General features: G+C 29.2%; 16 protein-coding genes and 1 tRNA gene. 13 read left to right on the top strand and 4 right to left on the bottom strand.

Annotated elements, in window-relative coordinates; genetic code table 11:
• The first annotated feature begins 35 nt into the window (after positions 1-35).
• The 7 genes from uvrA to DIS07_RS12570 all read left to right on the top strand — a co-directional run bounded on the left by uvrA (position 36) and on the right by DIS07_RS12570 (position 8,729).
• Positions 36-2,828, top strand: coding sequence for an excinuclease ABC subunit UvrA (gene uvrA / locus DIS07_RS12600; RefSeq protein ID WP_109405619.1), 2,793 nt, complete (start codon positions 36-38; stop codon positions 2,826-2,828).
• 1 nt (position 2,829) lies between these two features.
• Complete coding sequence (locus tag DIS07_RS12595; RefSeq protein ID WP_109405618.1) at positions 2,830-3,117, top strand: hypothetical protein; 288 nt, start codon at positions 2,830-2,832, stop codon at positions 3,115-3,117.
• On the top strand, positions 3,101-4,252 hold the full coding sequence (locus tag DIS07_RS12590) for a hypothetical protein (RefSeq protein ID WP_109405617.1): 1,152 nt from the start codon (positions 3,101-3,103) through the stop codon (positions 4,250-4,252). The genes DIS07_RS12595 and DIS07_RS12590 overlap by 17 nt, the downstream gene beginning before the upstream one ends.
• A 134-nt stretch (positions 4,253-4,386) precedes the next feature.
• A complete protein-coding gene (locus DIS07_RS12585; RefSeq protein ID WP_109405616.1) occupies positions 4,387-5,481 on the top strand; it encodes a hypothetical protein in 1,095 nt (364 codons plus the stop codon).
• An 85-nt stretch (positions 5,482-5,566) separates the two neighbouring features.
• A complete protein-coding gene (locus DIS07_RS12580) occupies positions 5,567-7,546 on the top strand; it encodes a sensor histidine kinase (protein ID WP_109405615.1) in 1,980 nt (659 codons plus the stop codon).
• An 8-nt stretch (positions 7,547-7,554) separates the two neighbouring features.
• Positions 7,555-8,304 carry a LytR/AlgR family response regulator transcription factor gene (locus DIS07_RS12575; RefSeq protein ID WP_109405614.1) on the top strand — a complete coding sequence of 250 codons (750 nt, stop codon included), beginning with the start codon at positions 7,555-7,557 and terminating at the stop codon, positions 8,302-8,304.
• A gap of 65 nt (positions 8,305-8,369) precedes the next feature.
• Positions 8,370-8,729: a helix-turn-helix domain-containing protein gene (locus DIS07_RS12570; protein ID WP_109405613.1), complete on the top strand. Its 360-nt coding sequence runs from the start codon at positions 8,370-8,372 to the stop codon at positions 8,727-8,729.
• 212 nt (positions 8,730-8,941) lie between these two features.
• On the opposite strand, the gene DIS07_RS12565 is transcribed toward DIS07_RS12570, so the two are convergent.
• Together DIS07_RS12565 and bshB1 are read right to left on the bottom strand one after the other, a co-directional pair.
• Positions 8,942-9,017 (bottom strand) — tRNA-His (locus tag DIS07_RS12565).
• Positions 9,018-9,072: 55 nt separating this feature from the next.
• Positions 9,073-9,789 carry a bacillithiol biosynthesis deacetylase BshB1 gene (gene bshB1, locus DIS07_RS12560; RefSeq protein ID WP_109405612.1) on the bottom strand — a complete coding sequence of 239 codons (717 nt, stop codon included), beginning with the start codon at positions 9,787-9,789 and terminating at the stop codon, positions 9,073-9,075.
• 328 nt (positions 9,790-10,117) lie between these two features.
• Between bshB1 and DIS07_RS12555 the strand changes: the two genes are divergently transcribed.
• Complete coding sequence (locus DIS07_RS12555; protein ID WP_109405611.1) at positions 10,118-11,956, top strand: SLC13 family permease; 1,839 nt, start codon at positions 10,118-10,120, stop codon at positions 11,954-11,956.
• Between the two features lie 34 nt (positions 11,957-11,990).
• Here the strand turns inward: DIS07_RS12555 and DIS07_RS12550 are convergent, their stop codons facing one another.
• Positions 11,991-13,148, bottom strand: coding sequence for a trans-sulfuration enzyme family protein (locus DIS07_RS12550; protein ID WP_109405610.1), 1,158 nt, complete (start codon positions 13,146-13,148; stop codon positions 11,991-11,993).
• Between the two features lie 72 nt (positions 13,149-13,220).
• On the opposite strand from DIS07_RS12550, the gene DIS07_RS12545 reads away from it, so the two are divergent.
• Genes DIS07_RS12545 through DIS07_RS12535 form a run of 3 tightly spaced genes read left to right on the top strand, consistent with a single transcriptional unit; the run spans position 13,221 to position 14,863 of the window.
• The gene (locus DIS07_RS12545; RefSeq protein WP_109405609.1) at positions 13,221-13,916 is read left to right on the top strand and encodes a Rossmann-like and DUF2520 domain-containing protein; all 696 of its coding nucleotides are present in this window, start codon (positions 13,221-13,223) and stop codon (positions 13,914-13,916) included.
• Positions 13,906-14,433, top strand: a complete 528-nt coding sequence (locus DIS07_RS12540) for a KdsC family phosphatase (RefSeq protein WP_109405608.1) — start codon at positions 13,906-13,908, stop codon at positions 14,431-14,433. Before DIS07_RS12545 ends, DIS07_RS12540 begins: the two co-directional genes overlap by 11 nt.
• Position 14,434: 1 nt before the next feature.
• Positions 14,435-14,863, top strand: coding sequence for a DUF2147 domain-containing protein (locus DIS07_RS12535; protein WP_235869142.1), 429 nt, complete (start codon positions 14,435-14,437; stop codon positions 14,861-14,863).
• Positions 14,864-14,992: 129 nt separating this feature from the next.
• Here DIS07_RS12535 and DIS07_RS12530 read toward each other — a convergent pair whose 3' ends face one another.
• The gene (locus tag DIS07_RS12530; protein ID WP_109405607.1) at positions 14,993-15,634 is read right to left on the bottom strand and encodes a protein-L-isoaspartate(D-aspartate) O-methyltransferase; all 642 of its coding nucleotides are present in this window, start codon (positions 15,632-15,634) and stop codon (positions 14,993-14,995) included.
• Positions 15,635-15,750: 116 nt separating this feature from the next.
• Between DIS07_RS12530 and DIS07_RS12525 the strand changes: the two genes are divergently transcribed.
• Positions 15,751-16,710, top strand: coding sequence for a Gfo/Idh/MocA family protein (locus tag DIS07_RS12525; RefSeq protein WP_109405606.1), 960 nt, complete (start codon positions 15,751-15,753; stop codon positions 16,708-16,710).
• 113 nt (positions 16,711-16,823) lie between these two features.
• Positions 16,824-17,711 (top strand): 3-hydroxybutyryl-CoA dehydrogenase, encoded by an 888-nt coding sequence (locus DIS07_RS12520; RefSeq protein ID WP_109405605.1) that lies wholly within the window; start codon positions 16,824-16,826, stop codon positions 17,709-17,711.
• Positions 17,712-17,714 lie beyond the last annotated feature (3 nt).

Below are 17,714 nucleotides of genomic sequence, written 5' to 3'. Positions count from 1 at the left end.
AAAAGTGGTATTTTTATAGCTTATATTTTTTATGAATGAAGACTGATATTTCAACGATAAACCCTAAAGAAAACATCATTATAAAAGGAGCAAAACTCCATAATTTAAAAGATATTGACGTTGTTATACCAAGAAATAAACTAGTTGTAATTACAGGTCTTTCTGGTTCTGGAAAATCATCTTTGGCTTTTGATACCTTGTACGCAGAAGGTCAAAGACGTTATGTTGAGAGTTTATCTGCCTATGCACGTCAGTTTTTAGGAAAATTACACAAACCAAAAGTAGATTACATTAAAGGTATTGCTCCGGCAATTGCTATAGAGCAAAAAGTAAATTCTACAAACCCACGCTCTACAGTTGGAACATCCACAGAAATTTATGATTATATAAAATTACTATATGCAAGAATTGGTAAGACCTTCTCTCCTATTTCTGACAAACAAGTAAAAAAAGACACCGTTTCTGATGTTGTAAACTTTATTAAAAAGTTTGAAGAAAGAACAAAATTACTGCTTTTAGCTCCTATTACTATTGATGAAAATCGTGATTTAAAAACAGTTTTACAAGTTTTAGAACAACAAGGTTATGCTCGGTTAAAATGGAAAGACACTGTTTACAGAATTGCAGATTTTCCTCAAAACGATTTTAAGAATGAAAACCTATTTTTAGTTGTTGATAGAATTGTAACTAAAGATGATGAAGATTTTTACAACAGATTAGCTGATGCTATTCAAACCGCTTTTTTTGAAGGAAAAGGTGTTTGTTTTGTAGAAAATTTAGCTGACAATAAGGTTAGCGAGTTTAGCAATAAATTCGATTTAGACGGAATCTCTTTTTTAGAACCCAACACACATTTATTCAGTTTTAACAATCCCTATGGAGCTTGTCCTACTTGTGAAGGTTATGGTAATGTAATTGGAATTGATGAAGATTTGGTAATTCCAAATACAGGTTTATCTATTTTCGAAGATGCAATTTTTCCTTTTAGAACACCTTCTTATGTTCATTATAAAGAAGATTTAATTAATGTTGCGTATCAATTTGACATTCCAATTCACAAACCTTGGTTCCAATTAACAGAAAAACAACAAAAATTAGTTTGGAATGGAAACAAGTCTTTCAACGGAATTCATCACTTTTTTACAACTTTAGAAGAAAAAAGTTATAAAATACAGAATAGGGTAATGCTTTCTCGCTATCGAGGAAAGACAAAATGTACCACTTGTAATGGTAAACGTTTACGAGAAGAAACAAATTATGTAAAAATCAACAATAAAACTATTTCAGACTTGGTTTCTCTGCCTTTAGATGAATTAGCTGACTTCTTTAAAGACATCAAATTAGACAAATACGAGAAAAAAATCGGGAAGCGTTTGTTAACAGAAATCAATAATAGATTACAATTTCTAACGGATGTTGGCTTGTCTTATTTAACTATAAATAGAACTTCTAACACACTTTCTGGGGGTGAAAGTCAGCGTATTAATTTAGCTACTTCTTTAGGAAGTTCTTTGGTAGGTTCTATGTATATTTTAGATGAACCAAGTATTGGTTTGCATCCAAAAGATACTGAGCGTTTGATTGGTGTTTTAAAAAATCTTCGAGATTTAGGCAACACAGTTGTGGTTGTTGAACACGATGAAGATATTATGAAAGAAGCAGATTACATTATCGATATTGGTCCAGAAGCTGGAACCTTTGGAGGAAATGTTGTGGCTGAAGGAACTTACAAAGAAATTCTAAAATCAGATTCGTTAACTGCTCAATATTTAAATGAAGATTTAAAAATTGAAGTTCCAACTAAAAGAAGAACATCAAAAAATAACATCCAAATTATTGGAGCAAGAGAACATAATTTACAAAATATTGATGTTACGTTTCCACTAAATTGTTTGTCTATAATTACAGGGGTTTCTGGTTCTGGAAAAAGTACTTTGGTTAAGAAAATCTTATATCCTACAATGCAAAAAAAATTGAATGGTTATGGTGATAAGATTGGGCAACATACTGATATTAAAGGGAGTTTTGAAAATTTAAAACACGTAGAATTTATCGATCAAAATCCTATTGGACGCTCTTCTCGCTCAAATCCTGTTACTTACATCAAGGCTTATGATGATATTAGAGCTTTGTTTTCGAATCAGAAATTATCAAAAATAAGAAACTACAAACCCAAACATTTTTCTTTTAATGTAGAAGGTGGACGCTGTGAAGTTTGCAAAGGCGAAGGTGAAGTTACTATTGAAATGCAATTTATGGCAGATGTGCACTTAGAATGTGATGTTTGTAATGGAAAGCGTTTCAAAAAAGAAGTTTTAGAAGTAAAATTTGATGGAAAATCGATTGACCAAATCCTAAACCTTACTATTGATGATGCTGTTACTTTTTTCTCTGAAAATCTAGTCACAAAAATAGCGAGCAAATTAAAACCTTTACAAGATGTAGGTTTGGGTTATGTAACTTTAGGACAATCTTCTTCTACCCTTTCTGGTGGAGAAGCACAAAGAATAAAATTAGCTTCCTTTTTAGTAAAAGGAAACACCAAAGACAGAGCCTTATTTATTTTTGATGAACCTACTACTGGTTTGCATTTTCACGATATTAAAAAATTATTAGCTAGTTTTAATGCTTTAATTGAACGCGGACATTCTATAATTGTGATAGAACATAATATAGAATTGATTAAGTGTGCAGATTATATTATTGATTTAGGCTTAGAAGGAGGAAAAAATGGAGGGAATCTTATTTTCCAAGGAACTCCTGAAGAATTGGCTAGAAATAAGGAATCACATACTGCTAAATATTTAGCAGAGAAATTGGTGTTTTAAAATGAATTTTGAAGACTTTAGAAATGATATTGAAAAAAAATTAGATTCAATTGTCAAATATGAATTACAAGAGTTTCGTTTTGAACCACTTAATTTTGGAAGTGGAATATTATCATATAAAATTAAAGGCAAGATTCATAAATTTATTTTTGATGGAAGAGAAAATCAATTAACTTGGTTAATTAGTAAATCATACCAGAAATATTTCAAGACTTCTTTTAGTCAATTCAAAAAAATAGACGGATTAAATATTACTATTAAGAATTTGGAAAATGCTACAAATAATTAAAGAATTAACAGACAAACAAAAAGTAAATTATGTAAGAATTTTAGCAATTCTTGCTGTTTTAATTTTGATGGTTTATGCACCAAAATTATGGATTACAACAAAAGTTTTCCCTGTAATTCCTTTGTTTGATTGGATACCAATTCCTACAAATCCTATTGATTATATTTTAGCCGGATTTTTCTTTTTAATTCAAATCGTTTACATTTTCCAAAATAAAAGATGGCAAGGTTGGGTAATTGTTTTACTCTATTTATATTTAGCTTTAGTAGACCAAAACAGATTGCAACCCTACTTTTATCAAAGCTTTTTAACCATTTTCGCGATTGAAATTTTCAGAAAAAAAGCAAATCCTAAAAAAGTTTTATACACTGTAATCCTGATCTTTTTTGCCACTTATTTTTGGAGTGGAATTCAGAAAGTAAATGAAGATTTTTACATTCAATGGTTAAGCGCTTTAAACAAACATTTTAGCTGTGTAGACGTTACTAACACCGCATTAATTTGTTTACCTCAATGGTTTTTAGAAGTATTTACTTATGCTGTACCTTGGTTAGAAGCTTTAATGGGCGTGCTATTATTATTTAATAAATCTCGAAAATTTGGAGTGCTTTTTATATTATCAATGCACGGAATTATTACTTTCCTACTCTTCTATTTAGGATATGGCTATAATGTTGTGCCTTGGAACATTCAGAATATGTTTTCGGTTGTTATTATATTTTGGACGTTAAAAACTTACAATCCTTTAGAGTTTTTCTTAAAATTCTTTAACAAGCAAAAAATTGCTATGTTAATATTTACAGTTTGCTTACCATTGGCAAATAATTTAACAGGATTTTACGATAATCTTTTATCTTTTCATTTTTTTACAGCAGACTTAAATTATTATAATGTTTTTGTTGATGAGGAGTTAGAAGAAGCTTTACCTGAACACATTCAAGCTTTTTATCGTTTTCAAAATGGTAAAGCATATTTAAATATGAATGAATGGGCACAATACGATAATAAAGTTTTGTTTTACCCAGAAGAAAGGATTATTCAATATATGGATGTGTATTTATGCTCATTTGCCAAAAATCCAAACAAAAAAGGGTTAACAAAATTGGTCGTTTATAATCACGATTATAGAAAATAATTTATGAATTTGTATTTGATTTATTCATTATGCAACGAATTCTAATTCACTTTTCACGAATTCTAATATAACCAAAATTTTACTTTACTTCTCTTCTACTTTTACAATGTATTAACATTAAAAAAGTAGAAATTATGAAAACATTCCTAAAAAATTCGGTATTAGCAGCAGGTTTAATTGTTTTAAGCACCCCTTTTATCAGTTGTGATAAAAAAGAAATTAAAACAGAAAAAGAACCAATAATTGTTGCAGAAAGCAACTTCCCAAAAGAAGAAAAAGTTGAAGTTAACATTGAAGCTAGAAGTCCAATAGTTTTTATAGCTGGTTTTGATAAAGGCAATGAAACTTTTTATGCAAACGCTAGAAGGTATTTTAAAGAAAAAGGACTTAAAGTTATAGATGGTCAATATTCATTAGAAGAAATTATTACTTGGTTAAATAAAAATGCGAATCAGAATCCTTATGGAGAAATTCATATTGTAAATCAAAGTAATCCATACAAAGGAATGAACCTAGAAACTATTATAAGAGGAGAAAAAATTACCACAGAAACTTTAAGAAAAAGTATAACTCAAGGCACTTTGCCATCACTTAAAAATGTAGTAAATAACAACTCAAAAATTGTATTTCATGCATCTGGATTGGTTGAAAATACAGCACTTTTAAAAACTTTAAAAGATGCTTTTTCAGCAAAAAAATTGCCAAAAGTAATCGCTTCTCCTTATCACACAATTTTTGGAGGAAAATTTGCGAATCATTATTTAGCACAACCCTACTATGTTTTCTATCCAACCGCAAACTCTCCAGGAAAAACAGATTTATCAAAAGAAATTGCTAAAAAATATCCTGAAGAAAAAGACATAGATTGGTATGAAGCCCTAAATAACGAGGAAGAAAGATATGTAGGAGAAGCATATACTAAACAATTTTCAATTCCGATTAAATGGGAATTTGGTTTCCATAATACAGATGATGAAATGCCAATATTTACAATGCAAGAAGAAGTTATGGATTGGATTGAGCAACAACCAGAATTAATGGTAGAATTAAATAAATACAACATACCTATAGAAAAGTTTAGATGGAGTTGGAATGTGAAAAATAGCACATTAATCATTAGAGGAAGAACCACTGGCTTGGTAGTATTAAAACCACTAATTAAACCTTATGGAGATTTAAAACATATCAAACCCGATACAAATAACAAACGTTTGTATGCGATGAAGTAATTTGGAATGGAAATTGTTGTTAATAAACGTCATTACACATAATTTTAAATGATGTAATGGCGTTTTAATTAGTAAGTTTGTATAGATGCAAAAAATTTATAAAATCTTGTCTTTTTCATTATTGATGATTACTATTAATAGTTTCTCACAACAAAGTAATCTTCTACATTTTTCAACTGACGATGGATTATCAAGTACTTCTATAAATGATATTATTCAGGATGAAATAGGTTATTTATGGTTAGCAACTGATAAAGGTTTGATTCGTTTTGATGGAGAAAAATTTGAAAATCTTCAAAAACGCACAAACTCCAAAGTCAATGTTCTTTATTTAAAAAAGGATTCTTTATTTATAGGGCATCAAAAAGGGTTATTTCTTTATAAAAACAAAACATATAAATTCTTAGGAAAAGAAATAATAAATAAGATTTTGGTAAATGATAATCATTTTTTTTTAGCAACACAACAAGGTATATATCAACTTAAACAAGAGTATTTACAGCCACTTCAAATTCACACAAAAATAGATTTCTTTCCAATTAAAGATATTTTAATAACAAAACATGCCGCTTATGTAGCCACAAATAAAGCTCTATGGATTATTGACAAACTACTTCATGTAGTTAAGAAAAAAATTATTTTAAATAATGAAGTTGTATCTATTATAGAAATTAACGATAAAATACTTGCAGCTACAAAAAACAACGGAATTAAAATTATTCAAAAAAATAAAGTAGTATCTTCAATTCAAACAGAACAAAATATAAGTGTTGTAAAACTAATTGACAACGAGCTTTGGATTGCTACAAACGGTAATGGAATTGAAGTTTTAGATGCTTATAGATTCTCTTTTAAAAGAAAAATAAACAAATACAATTCCAACATTTCTAATCAAATTACAGCAGTTTATAAAGACAATAAAAACTCAATTTGGATTGGGAGCGCAGATAAAGGTTTATATAAATACAGATCTATTGGCACATCTTTAAGTGATGAAAAACTACAGGTTCACATAGAAAATATTGCTATTAATTATAAAAATATATCTCTAATTAATAAAAGTTTGAAATTAACTCCAGATCAAAACAATATTTCTATCAGCTTTAAAACAATTGATTTAGAGAATTCAAAAAATATTCAATATCAATATTCATTAAATAATAATGTTTCACCCTGGAGTTCTAAAAATAGTATAGAATTTGCGAATTTAAAACCTGGGAAGTATATGTTTTCAGTACAATCTAAAATTGGAGAAAAATTCAGTCAAAAAGTGCTTTTTCATTTTTATATAGACAAACCTTTATATATGAAAACCTGGTTTATTATATTAAGTACTTCTCTCCTATTTTTCATTATTGCTTTATTTATTGATCTTCGATTAAAACAAATACAGAAAAAAAATAAAAAGGAAGTTGACCTATTAAAAACCGAAAAACACTTATTAAGTTTAGAGCAAAAAGCATTGCAATTACAAATGAATCCTCATTTTATTTTTAATGTTTTAAACGGAATAAAAGCACTTGGTAATAAAGGAAAATCTAAAGAATTAAATACCACGATTTCTCAATTTTCAGTATTATTAAGAAGTGTGTTAAACAATTCTCGTTTAGAAGAAATCACATTAAAAGATGAAATAAAAACTTTAAAAAACTATTTAGAATTAGAGCAAAAAATGAGTTCTAAAGATTTTAAGTTTTGTTTTAAAACCAATTTGAACAATATTGACACAGAAGAAATTCTTATTCCTCCAATGTTAATTCAACCTTTTGTAGAAAATTCAATCAAACACGGATTTCTAACACAAATAGACAACCCTAATCTTATAATTTCATTTGAAGTTAAACATCAATTTTTACATTTTGTAATAGAAGATAACGGAATTGGTTTTCTTCAATCTAAAAAGAGAAAAAATAGCAATCATAAGTCTGTAGCATTGTCTGTAACTAAAGAAAGAATTGACAACTTATCGCCCAAAAGTGTTTTTAAAATCGAAGAAATTATAAAAAACAACCAAATTAAAGGAACTAAAGTTTCTTTTAGAATTCCTTTAAAAACGGATTATTAACATTAATTATGAAAAAGCTCACATCATTTGTGGTAGAAGATAATTTATTAGCATTAGAAATGCTAGTGAATGATATTTCTGAAAACTTTAAAGAAATAGAAATCATTGGAACCGCTAAAAGTGTTATAGAGGCTGCAAAATTATTGCAGAAAACACAACCAGACATACTGTTTTTAGACATTATGTTAGGTAATGATACAGGATTTGATTTGTTAGAAATTTTTCCGAATCTAAAATCAAAAATTATTTTTGTTACAGCTAGTGATGATTACGCAATAAGAGCATTTAAGTTTGCAGCAATAGATTATATATTAAAACCTTATTCATTAGAAGATTTAGAAAAATCAATTCATAAAGCTAAACTTCAAATAGAACCTCGAAAAGAACAATTAAACATTCTAAAACAAGCTGTCACAAAACCTAATACCAATTTAAAAAAGATATCTCTACATACCCAAGACAAAATAATTATAGTCGACATTAAAGACATTATTCGATGTAAATCTGATAACAACTATACTACATTCTATTTCAAAAACAACACCAAAGTACTAGTATCTAGAACATTAAAATATTATTCTGATATTTTAAAAGATTATAACTTTTTAAGAACTCATCAAAGTCATCTAATAAATAAATCTGAAATAAAAGAATATATAAAGTCTGATGGAGGATATTTAATTTTAAAAGATAACTCAAACATCCCTGTATCTGTAAGAAAAAGAACAGATGTAATTCATTTTTTAAAAGGGTTATAAAAAAATTTTATTAAAAAAACTTTGTTTGTAGTAAATTTTTACTACATTTGGAGTAATTAATTAAAATGAAGAGTGAGGATAGACAACGATCAGATAGAATAATTAAGGTTTTTAAAGATAGTAGATTGAATCAAAGACAATTTTCGGAACTTATTGGAGTATCTCAGCAATTAATAAGTGCGGTTGTCAACTATACTAAAAAACCTAATGAAACTATTTTGTTTGCTATCATCGATAACATACCAGCAATAGACCCAATGTGGTTGCTTACTGGTAGAGGAAAATATAACAACAACTATGTACCCCTAAGCGAAGTTCGATCCCCTATAGAATTTCAGATAAAAAGCATAGTTAGGAAGCAATTTGAAGAATTATCTGATGACATTCTTCAAAGAATATCAAATATTGAAGAGTCTGTTAAATAATTAACTTATTCCCCATAGAATAAAAATAACAACTCTTAAACGAAGTCGCCCCCTAATATAGACTAAGTTTCGTTGAAAAGGCCTTCAATATTTGATTAAGCTTCAAATAAATTAAAAAAACTTCTCAATTCGAGGAGTTTTTTTTATTTAAAAAAGATATAGCTATTAAAACACAAAAAAATCCCTCTCAAATTGAGAAGGATTCTACTTTTGGGTGGAAGACCGGATTCGAACCGGCGACTTTCGGTACCACAAACCGACGCTCTAACCAACTGAGCTACAACCACCATGTAACTTGCGGGTGCAAATATAAATATTTTTTAAGTTCTAAAAAAAGAAATAATTAAATTAATTTGCCTAAATTTTCTACTGCAACGTAACGTTCTGAGGTAAAACCTTCTGCAAATTCGACACCAATTAATCTACCTAAGTCTCTAGCTCTATAATGTATACTATCAATAAAGTTTTTACTGGTTATTGGAGTTTCTGGTTCATTACTATTCGGATTATAAAATTGAGAAGAATATGCTAAAACTGCTTCTGTTTTTTGATTAATAAAACCTGTAACATCAAGAACGAAATCAGGTTCTATGTTTTTCCATTGTATGTAATGATACACTTGTTTTGGTCTCCATTTTTCTTGATAATTACCTTTTACTTCTGTTTCTATCTTTAACAATCCGCTTAAAAAACAAGCATCAGAAACTAAATTACTGCCTTTAGGGTGATCTATATGTCTATCATCTATAGCATTACACAACACAATTTCTGGTTGATATTTACGAATCATTTTAATTACTTCTAATTGATGTTTACTATCATTTAAAAAAAATCCATCAGCAAAGGCCAAATTTTCACGTACAGATATACCTAAAATTTTTGCAGATTTTGCTGCCTCATTATCTCTTAAATTAGCAGAACCTCGTGTGCCTAACTCTCCTCTTGTCAAGTCTACAATTCCTACTTTTTTCCCTAAAGAAACTTCTTTTGCAATAGTAGCACCACAACCTAACTCTACATCATCAGGATGAGCACCAAATGCCAAAATATCTAATTTCATAAATATATTATATAAATACTTAATTAAAACGTTATTATTCTTATTTTAATTTGTAAGTTTTGACATATATCATGCATCAAAATAAAATATAAAATTAAAAAAAGTAACATTATAAAAATCAAAAATAACCTTTTTAAAAACATTATTTAAAAAGCTGGTATTTCTATTTCGATTTCGTATCATTTTTTCTGTATTTTAGATAAAAAATATTATGATAATCACAAAAATTAAAATAAACATAAAGTAATGACATATGTCATAAAACACCGTTAACATTGGCTATAATTTTACTTTATAAACAAAAACAAACTAAACTAAATCAAAAATTATGATTTTAATGCTCGTTATTCTAACAATTACCATTGGATTATTTGTTTGGGGTAAATACTCACCAGATGTAGTCGCACTTGTCTCTATGTTGAGTTTATTTTTATGTGGAATTTTAAATTTAAGTGAAACTTTGAGTGGTTTTAGCAATCCAACAGTTATCATGATTGCTGCCCTTTTTATTATTGGAGAAGGTTTATCTCAAACAGGTTGGACTGCTTTAGCTGGTAAAAAGTTAATTACTCTTGCTGGAAAAAGTGTACCTAAACTATTAGTAATTATAACTTTAGGTTCAGGTGTTTTGTCAGGTTTTGTAAGTAATACAGGTACCGTGGCAACTTTATTACCCGCTACCATTTCTTCTGCTTGGAGTATTGGTACAATGCCTTCTAAAATATTAATTCCAGTTGCTTTTGGTTCTAACACAGGTGGATTATTAACATTAACAGGAACACCTCCAAACATTATTGCTAATAATGCTTTAATTGATGCAGGTTTTGAAGGCTTTTCTTTCTTTGAATTCGGTTTGATTGGTTTACCATTATTAATCATTGCATTGATCTATTTTAGATATGTTGGTTTTAAAATATTACCAAAAAACAAAACCAATAACAAACCTATTAATATTGATTCAACTTTACACGAATGGATTGAAGCCTATCAAATTGATAACGATTATTATCAATTAAGAATACGTTCAGTTTCTAAGTTAATTGGAACAAGATTAAAAGATTGGGATTTAGAAAATGAGTTTAAAATTAACGTAATTCGTTTAAAAAGAAGACATCCAAATAGGTTAAAAGGAACACAACCTTTCATTGAGTTTCCAGATTATGAAACAGATTTAAGATATCACGATATTATTACTGTAAAAGGAAATACAGAAGATATTAACAAACTAATGATTAAATTCAGATTAGGCTTATTGCCAAAAGAATCTGCAGAAAGTGAATTAAGACACAATTTAATTAACCAAGAGGTAGGAATGGCAGAAATTTTAATCACCCCTAAATCATTATTAGTTGGTAGAAGAATAAAACTAAAAGAATATTTTAAAAGATATGGAATACAATTATTAGCAGCTTCTAGAAATAGAGCACCTTATTTAGAAGAGGAAATAAGAGTAAATGCTGGCGATAGTTTTATTATTAGAGGTATTTGGGAAGATATAGAAAAACTAAAAAATCAACATAAAAACATTGTTGTAGTTGGTAGTCCTGAAGAAATGTTGAAAGATGTTGATGAATTAACACCAAAATCTTACATCGCATTAGGAGCTTTAGTTTTAATGATTGTTATGTTAGTTGCAAAAATAGTTCCAGGGGCAATTGCGGCATTAATTTCTGCAGGTATTGTTCTATTTACAGGATGTGTGCCATTTACAAAAGCTTATAAAAGCATCAGTTTTACAAGTGTTGTAATGATTGCAGCAATGATTCCTATGGGTGTTGCTATTCAAAAAACAGGTGCAGCTGAAATGATTTCGAATTCTTTAATTAGCTTTTTAGGTAAAGACAATCCGACTTTATTATTAGCAGGAATCTTTATACTAACAACTACTTTTAGTCAATTTATAAACAACTCAGCAACTGCGGTTTTAATGGCACCAATTGTACTTTTAGCTGCAAGTACGATAGGTATTTCTCCTGAACCTTTATTAATTACTGTTGCTATTAGTGCATCAACAGCATTTTTAACTCCAATTGGAACGACTACAAATGCTATGGTAATGAGTTCTGGAAATTATAAATTTATGGATTACTTTAAAGTAGGATTACCTCTATTAATCATATTTATAATCACCACTCTGCTTTTAGTACCAATTATATGGCCATTTTAATCACACATATTAATAAAAAGAAAAAAGCGAAGATTTAAATCTTCGCTTTTTTTATGGCTTGTTCAATATCCGAAATTAAATCTTCTGGTTCTTCAATTCCCACTGAAAAACGAATTAATCCATCTTTAATTCCTCTTTCTAAACGTTCTTCTTCGCTCAACAAAGCGTGTGTAGTTTGTGTAGGACTTACTGTTGTACTTTCTAATCCTGCTAAACTCATTGAAGGTTTTATCAATTGCAAACTTCTTTGAAATTTCATTGCATCAATTCCTTCTTTAAGCTCAAAGGATAACATTGCTCCAAAACCTTTCATTTGTTTTTTAGCCAATTCATATTGTGGATGACTTTTTAATCCTGGATAATAAACAAAATCAATATTTGAATTGATTTCTAAATATTCTGCCATTACTTGAGCATTTTTTGTTTGCTCCTTTACACGCAAATTCAATGTTTTTAAACTTCTTTCCAATAACCAAACTGTTTGATCGCTTAAATTTCCACCAAAATTGATAGCAGTTTTCCAGATTTGTTCTATATGAACTGCAGAAGCAGCAATGGCTCCAGCAGAAATATCTGAATGACCACCCATATATTTAGTAGCGGAATGCAGTATAATATCAATGCCAAAATCTACTGGATTCTGATTAATTGGTGATGCAAATGTGTTATCAATCATTGTTAAAATTCCTTTACTTTTTGCAAGTTCAGAAATTGCTTTCATATCCGTAATTCCCAATAATGGGTTTGAAGGAGTTTCTATGTATAAAATCTTTGTATTTTCTTTAATCAAAGATTCAAAATCTTCCACTTTATCAGATTCTGTAAAAGAATACTCTATTCCGTATTTATCAAATTCAGAAACTATAAAATTATAAGTACCTCCGTAAATAACTTGTTGAATTATTACGTGGTCTCCTTTTTGTAAAAATGCCATTAATGCTGATGAAATAGCTGCCATACCAGAAGTAAAAATCAATGCATCTTCCGTTTTTTCTAAAGCTGCAATTTTTTGATGCAACATTTCTTGGTTAGGAGTATTAAAATAACGAGGATAACGTTTTACATCTACACCATCAAAAGCATAAGAAGTGGAAGGATATATTGGCGAAACTGCTCCTTTAAACTGTTCGTCTTTTACTTCACCAACGTGAACACACGTTGTGTTAATTCCTAGTTTGTTTGATTCTTTCATCTGATAAATTTCTATTCGCTAAATTAACAATTCTTAAATTATCTTTTCTTAAAATTTCAATATCTTCGTTTTATGATATCAGTTTTACTTGTGGGAAATGGAAATGTAGCCACACATTTACACAAAGCTTTTTTAACAGCTGATAATATAGCTGTTGCGCAAATCAATTCCAGAAAGTTGGAGGATATTCCTCAAGCAGATATAGCCATTATTGCAGTTTCTGATGATGCTATCGCAGAAGTTTCATCTAAAATGAATACATATTTGGTTGTGCATACTTCTGGTGCTTGCGGAATAGATGAATTACAAAACTCAAAAAGAAAAGGTGTTTTCTATATGTTACAGACCTTTTCTAAAGATAAGGAGGTAGATTTTTCTGAAGTTCCATTTTGTTTAGAAGCTGAAAATAACGACGATTATAAAATTCTTGAGAAATTAGCAAAATCAATAGGTAAAAAAGTGTATCAAATTGACTCTAAACAACGAAAAGCATTGCATGTATCAGCAGTTTTTGTAAATAATTTCACAAACCATCTCTATAAAATTGGGAATGATATTTGTAAAGAACACAACGTTCCCTTTGAAATTTTACAGCCTTTAATTCAAGAAACGGCATTAAAAATTGAATCCTTATCACCAGAAAAGGCACAAACTGGACCTGCAATTCGAAACGATAAAAAAACTATAAAAAATCATTTAGATTTGTTGGATAAAAAACAACAAAAAATCTATCAAATCTTAACAAAATCAATCCAAAATGGAAATTAGTTACAAACAGTTATTACATAATATTACTACCTTAATTTTTGATGTAGATGGAGTTCTTACCAATGGATTAGTAACCATAATGCCAAATGGAGAGTTGGTTAGAAATATGAACATTAAAGATGGATATGCCTTAAAAACGGCTGTAGACAAAGGATTAAATGTTTGTATTATTTCTGGCGGAAAAAACGAAGGTGTACGAACTCGATTAGCAAATTTAGGAATTGAAGACATTTATTTAGGTGCTCACGATAAAATTCAACAGTATAATGAGTTGACAGAAAAGTATGGTTTAAAACCAGAAAATGTCTTATATATGGGTGATGATATTCCTGATTTCCCAGTAATGAAATTAGTTGGAATGCCTTGTTGCCCAAATGATGCAGCTTCAGAAATTCAAAACGTTTCTAAATATATTTCTGATAAAAAAGGTGGTGAAGGATGCGTGAGAGACGTTATTGAACAAATTTTAAAAGTTCAAGGAAAATGGGAAAATAATTTTAATGCTAAATATGATTAATATGAAAAAAACACTTTTTACACTGCTAATCTTTACGATGTCTTTTTCAATAAATGCGCAATCTATTTTTGGTAAGTGGCATTCAACAAACGAAGATACTGGGGAAATCGATTCAGTAATTGAAGTTTATAAAAAAGATGGAAAAGCTTACGCTAAAATTATAGAAATTAAAAATCCTGATAGAAAAAATGCTGTTTGTGATTTGTGTGAAGGAAAAAATAATAACAAACCCATTTTAGGTTTAAATATACTTACAGGTTTAGAAAAAGATGATGATGAATGGTCTGGAGGTAAAATTTTAGATCCAAGAAATGGAAAAATTTATAAATGCTACATAAAATTAGAAGAGCCTAATAAACTAAAAATTAGAGGTTATATTGGATTTGCTTTAATTGGCAAAACTGCCTATTGGACCAGAGCTAAGGAATAGTATTCAGTATTCAGTATTCAGTATTCAGTATTCAGTATTCAGTATTCAGTATTCAGTATTCAGTATTCAGTATTCAAAACTACTTAATTAAAATACAATGTCTTCCCTTTGGGAAGATTTAGATGGGCTTTAATTTTTCTTCTCCAACATTGGTACAAAAGCAAAATCACCTAATTCGTGTTTTTCGAATTCTTTAGCCGATTTTCTAATAAATAAGGTCATGATTTGGGTTTTATCACCCACAGGAATCAACAACTTCCCTCCCACTTTTAATTGAGACAATAATGGTTTAGGAACAAAAGGAGCGCCAGCAGTGACTATAATTTTATCAAATGGTGCTTTTTCTGGTAAACCTTTGTAGCCATCACCAAAAATAAATTTCTTGGGCTTGTACCCCAATTTAGGCAGAAACAAAGAGGTCTTTTTAAATAATTCGTGTTGTCTTTCTATTGAATATACTTCAGCTTTTAACTCTAATAAAACTGCCGTTTGATATCCAGAGCCAGTACCTATTTCTAGAACTTTTTCTCCATTCAGTATTGTTAGTATTTGTGACTGAAAAGCTACTGTGTAAGGTTGAGATATTGTTTGTTCAGCTGCAATTGGAAATGCTTTATCCTGATAAGCATGCGATTCAAAACTACTATCAATAAACAAATGGCGTGGAATTTTACGAATTGCGTTTAATACATTTTCATCATTAATTCCTTTAGCTTGTAACACTTTAGCAAGCTGATTTCTAAGTCCTTGGTGTTTAGAAGTATCTTTCAATAGTATAAAATTTCTAGTTTCTAAAAATAGTAATTAATCCCAATAAATAGGCATAAAATTGTATCTTTGTTAGTGGTTCAGTTTTAGAATCAGAAAACATACAAAAACAATTATTTATGCTAAAAGCAGGAGTTTTAGGTGCTGGCCACTTAGGAAAAATTCACCTTCGTTTATTACAACAATCAGAAAAATATGAGTTAGTAGGTTTTTATGACCCTTCTAAAGAAAATGCCAAAAATGTTGCTGAAGAATTTGGTTATAAATCTTTCGATTCTATTGATGCTTTAATTGAATCCGTAGATGTTGTAGATATTGTTACTCCTACCTTATCGCATTTTGAATGTGCAAAAAAAGCCATTGAAAAAGGTAAACATATATTTATTGAAAAACCTATTACCAAAACTATTTTAGAAGCCGAAACCATAAAAAAATTAGCTTTACATCACAAAGTCTTAGGTCAAGTTGGGCATGTAGAACGTTTCAACCCTGCGTTTACAGCTGTAAAAGACAAGATTGACAATCCGATGTTTATCGAAACTCACAGACTTGCAGAATTTAACCCTAGAGGAACTGATGTACCTGTAGTTTTAGATTTAATGATTCATGATATTGATATTATTCTTTCAGTTGTAAAATCTAATGTAAAAAAGGTACACGCAAGCGGTGTTTCTGTAATTTCTGACACTCCAGATATAGCAAATGCAAGAATTGAATTTGAAAATGGATGTGTTGCCAATTTAACAGCTAGTAGAATTTCAATGAAAAATATGCGTAAATCACGCTTCTTTCAGAAAGATGCATACATTTCTGTAAATTTTTTAAGTAAAGAATCTGAATTGGTGAGAATGAAAGATGTCCCAAAAAATCCAGATGAATTTGCTATGATTTTACAAAATGCAGAAGGTGTTAAAAAGCAAATTTATTTCGAAAATCCTGAGATAGAAAATAACAATGCCATTTTAGATGAATTAAATACATTTGCTGATGCTATTAATAATAACACAACTCCTATTGTAAGTTTAAGTCAAGGAACTGAAGCACTAAGAGTTGCTCAAATGGTAATTGATTGTTTTTAAACAACTTTGTAATTAAAAAATACGTTAGGTACTGAGTGCTTTTTTTATTCTAAAAAAAAGCAAATAGCGAAAGCCTGTTAAAACGCCCAAATAATAATCTTTAATATTTTTTTATGAAAAACATTGCAGTTATTGGTGCTGGAACTATGGGAAATGGAATTGCCCACACATTTGCACAATTTAATTTTAAAGTACACTTAGTTGATATTTCTGAAGTTTCTTTAGAAAAAGGAATGTATACAATTGCTAGAAATTTGGATAGAATGGTTGCAAAAGAAAAAATTTCTGAAGCTGATAAATTGCAAACCATTAACAACATTAGTACTTTTACTTCTTTAAAAGAAGGAGTCTCTAATGTAGATTTGGTAGTTGAAGCTGCTACTGAAAACGAAGCTTTAAAAACAAAAATCTTTAAAAATTTAGATGAATTTTCAAACGAAAAAACAATATTAGCCACCAACACGTCTTCTATTTCAATTACTCAAATAGCTGCAGCTACAAAAAGACCCGATAAGGTTATTGGAATGCATTTTATGAACCCTGTACCTATTATGAAGTTAGTAGAAATTATTAGAGGGTATAATACTTCAGATGCTGTTATGGATACCATTGTTTCACTTACTCAAGCAATTCATAAAATTCCTGTAGAAGTTAACGATTATCCAGGTTTTGTAGCTAACAGAATTTTAATGCCTATGATTAACGAATCAATTGAAACACTATATAATGGAGTTGCTGGTGTAAATGAAATTGACACTGTTATGAAATTAGGAATGGCACATCCGATGGGACCTTTACAATTGGCTGATTTTATTGGTTTAGATGTTTGTTTATCTATTTTAAATGTGATGTATCATGGATTCAAAAACCCAAAATATGCCCCTTGTCCATTATTAATAAATATGGTAACGGCAGGAAAATTAGGTCTAAAATCTGGTGAAGGTTTTTATGACTATACTGAAAGTAGAAAAGCAGAAAAAGTTGCTAAAATGTTTTCTTAAAAA

The sequence above is a fragment of the Polaribacter aquimarinus genome (assembly GCF_003129485.1).
Classification (GTDB): domain Bacteria; phylum Bacteroidota; class Bacteroidia; order Flavobacteriales; family Flavobacteriaceae; genus Polaribacter; species Polaribacter aquimarinus.
The sequence above is the reverse complement of the archived record's forward strand: the minus strand, read 5'-3'. Positions and strand labels throughout refer to the sequence as shown.

Bases quoted from the DNA above. Each gene is read 5' to 3' on its own strand.
- uvrA (WP_109405619.1), top strand. From the start codon at position 36: ATGAAGACTGATATTTCAACGATAAACCCTAAAGAAAACATCATTATA.
- DIS07_RS12595 (WP_109405618.1), top strand. From the start codon at position 2,830: ATGAATTTTGAAGACTTTAGAAATGATATTGAAAAAAAATTAGATTCA.
- DIS07_RS12590 (WP_109405617.1), top strand. From the start codon at position 3,101: ATGCTACAAATAATTAAAGAATTAACAGACAAACAAAAAGTAAATTAT.
- DIS07_RS12585 (WP_109405616.1), top strand. From the start codon at position 4,387: ATGAAAACATTCCTAAAAAATTCGGTATTAGCAGCAGGTTTAATTGTT.
- DIS07_RS12580 (WP_109405615.1), top strand. From the start codon at position 5,567: ATGCAAAAAATTTATAAAATCTTGTCTTTTTCATTATTGATGATTACT.
- DIS07_RS12575 (WP_109405614.1), top strand. From the start codon at position 7,555: ATGAAAAAGCTCACATCATTTGTGGTAGAAGATAATTTATTAGCATTA.
- DIS07_RS12570 (WP_109405613.1), top strand. From the start codon at position 8,370: ATGAAGAGTGAGGATAGACAACGATCAGATAGAATAATTAAGGTTTTT.
- bshB1 (WP_109405612.1), bottom strand. From the start codon at position 9,789: ATGAAATTAGATATTTTGGCATTTGGTGCTCATCCTGATGATGTAGAG.
- DIS07_RS12555 (WP_109405611.1), top strand. From the start codon at position 10,118: ATGATTTTAATGCTCGTTATTCTAACAATTACCATTGGATTATTTGTT.
- DIS07_RS12550 (WP_109405610.1), bottom strand. From the start codon at position 13,148: ATGAAAGAATCAAACAAACTAGGAATTAACACAACGTGTGTTCACGTT.
- DIS07_RS12545 (WP_109405609.1), top strand. From the start codon at position 13,221: ATGATATCAGTTTTACTTGTGGGAAATGGAAATGTAGCCACACATTTA.
- DIS07_RS12540 (WP_109405608.1), top strand. From the start codon at position 13,906: ATGGAAATTAGTTACAAACAGTTATTACATAATATTACTACCTTAATT.
- DIS07_RS12535 (WP_235869142.1), top strand. From the start codon at position 14,435: ATGAAAAAAACACTTTTTACACTGCTAATCTTTACGATGTCTTTTTCA.
- DIS07_RS12525 (WP_109405606.1), top strand. From the start codon at position 15,751: ATGCTAAAAGCAGGAGTTTTAGGTGCTGGCCACTTAGGAAAAATTCAC.
- DIS07_RS12520 (WP_109405605.1), top strand. From the start codon at position 16,824: ATGAAAAACATTGCAGTTATTGGTGCTGGAACTATGGGAAATGGAATT.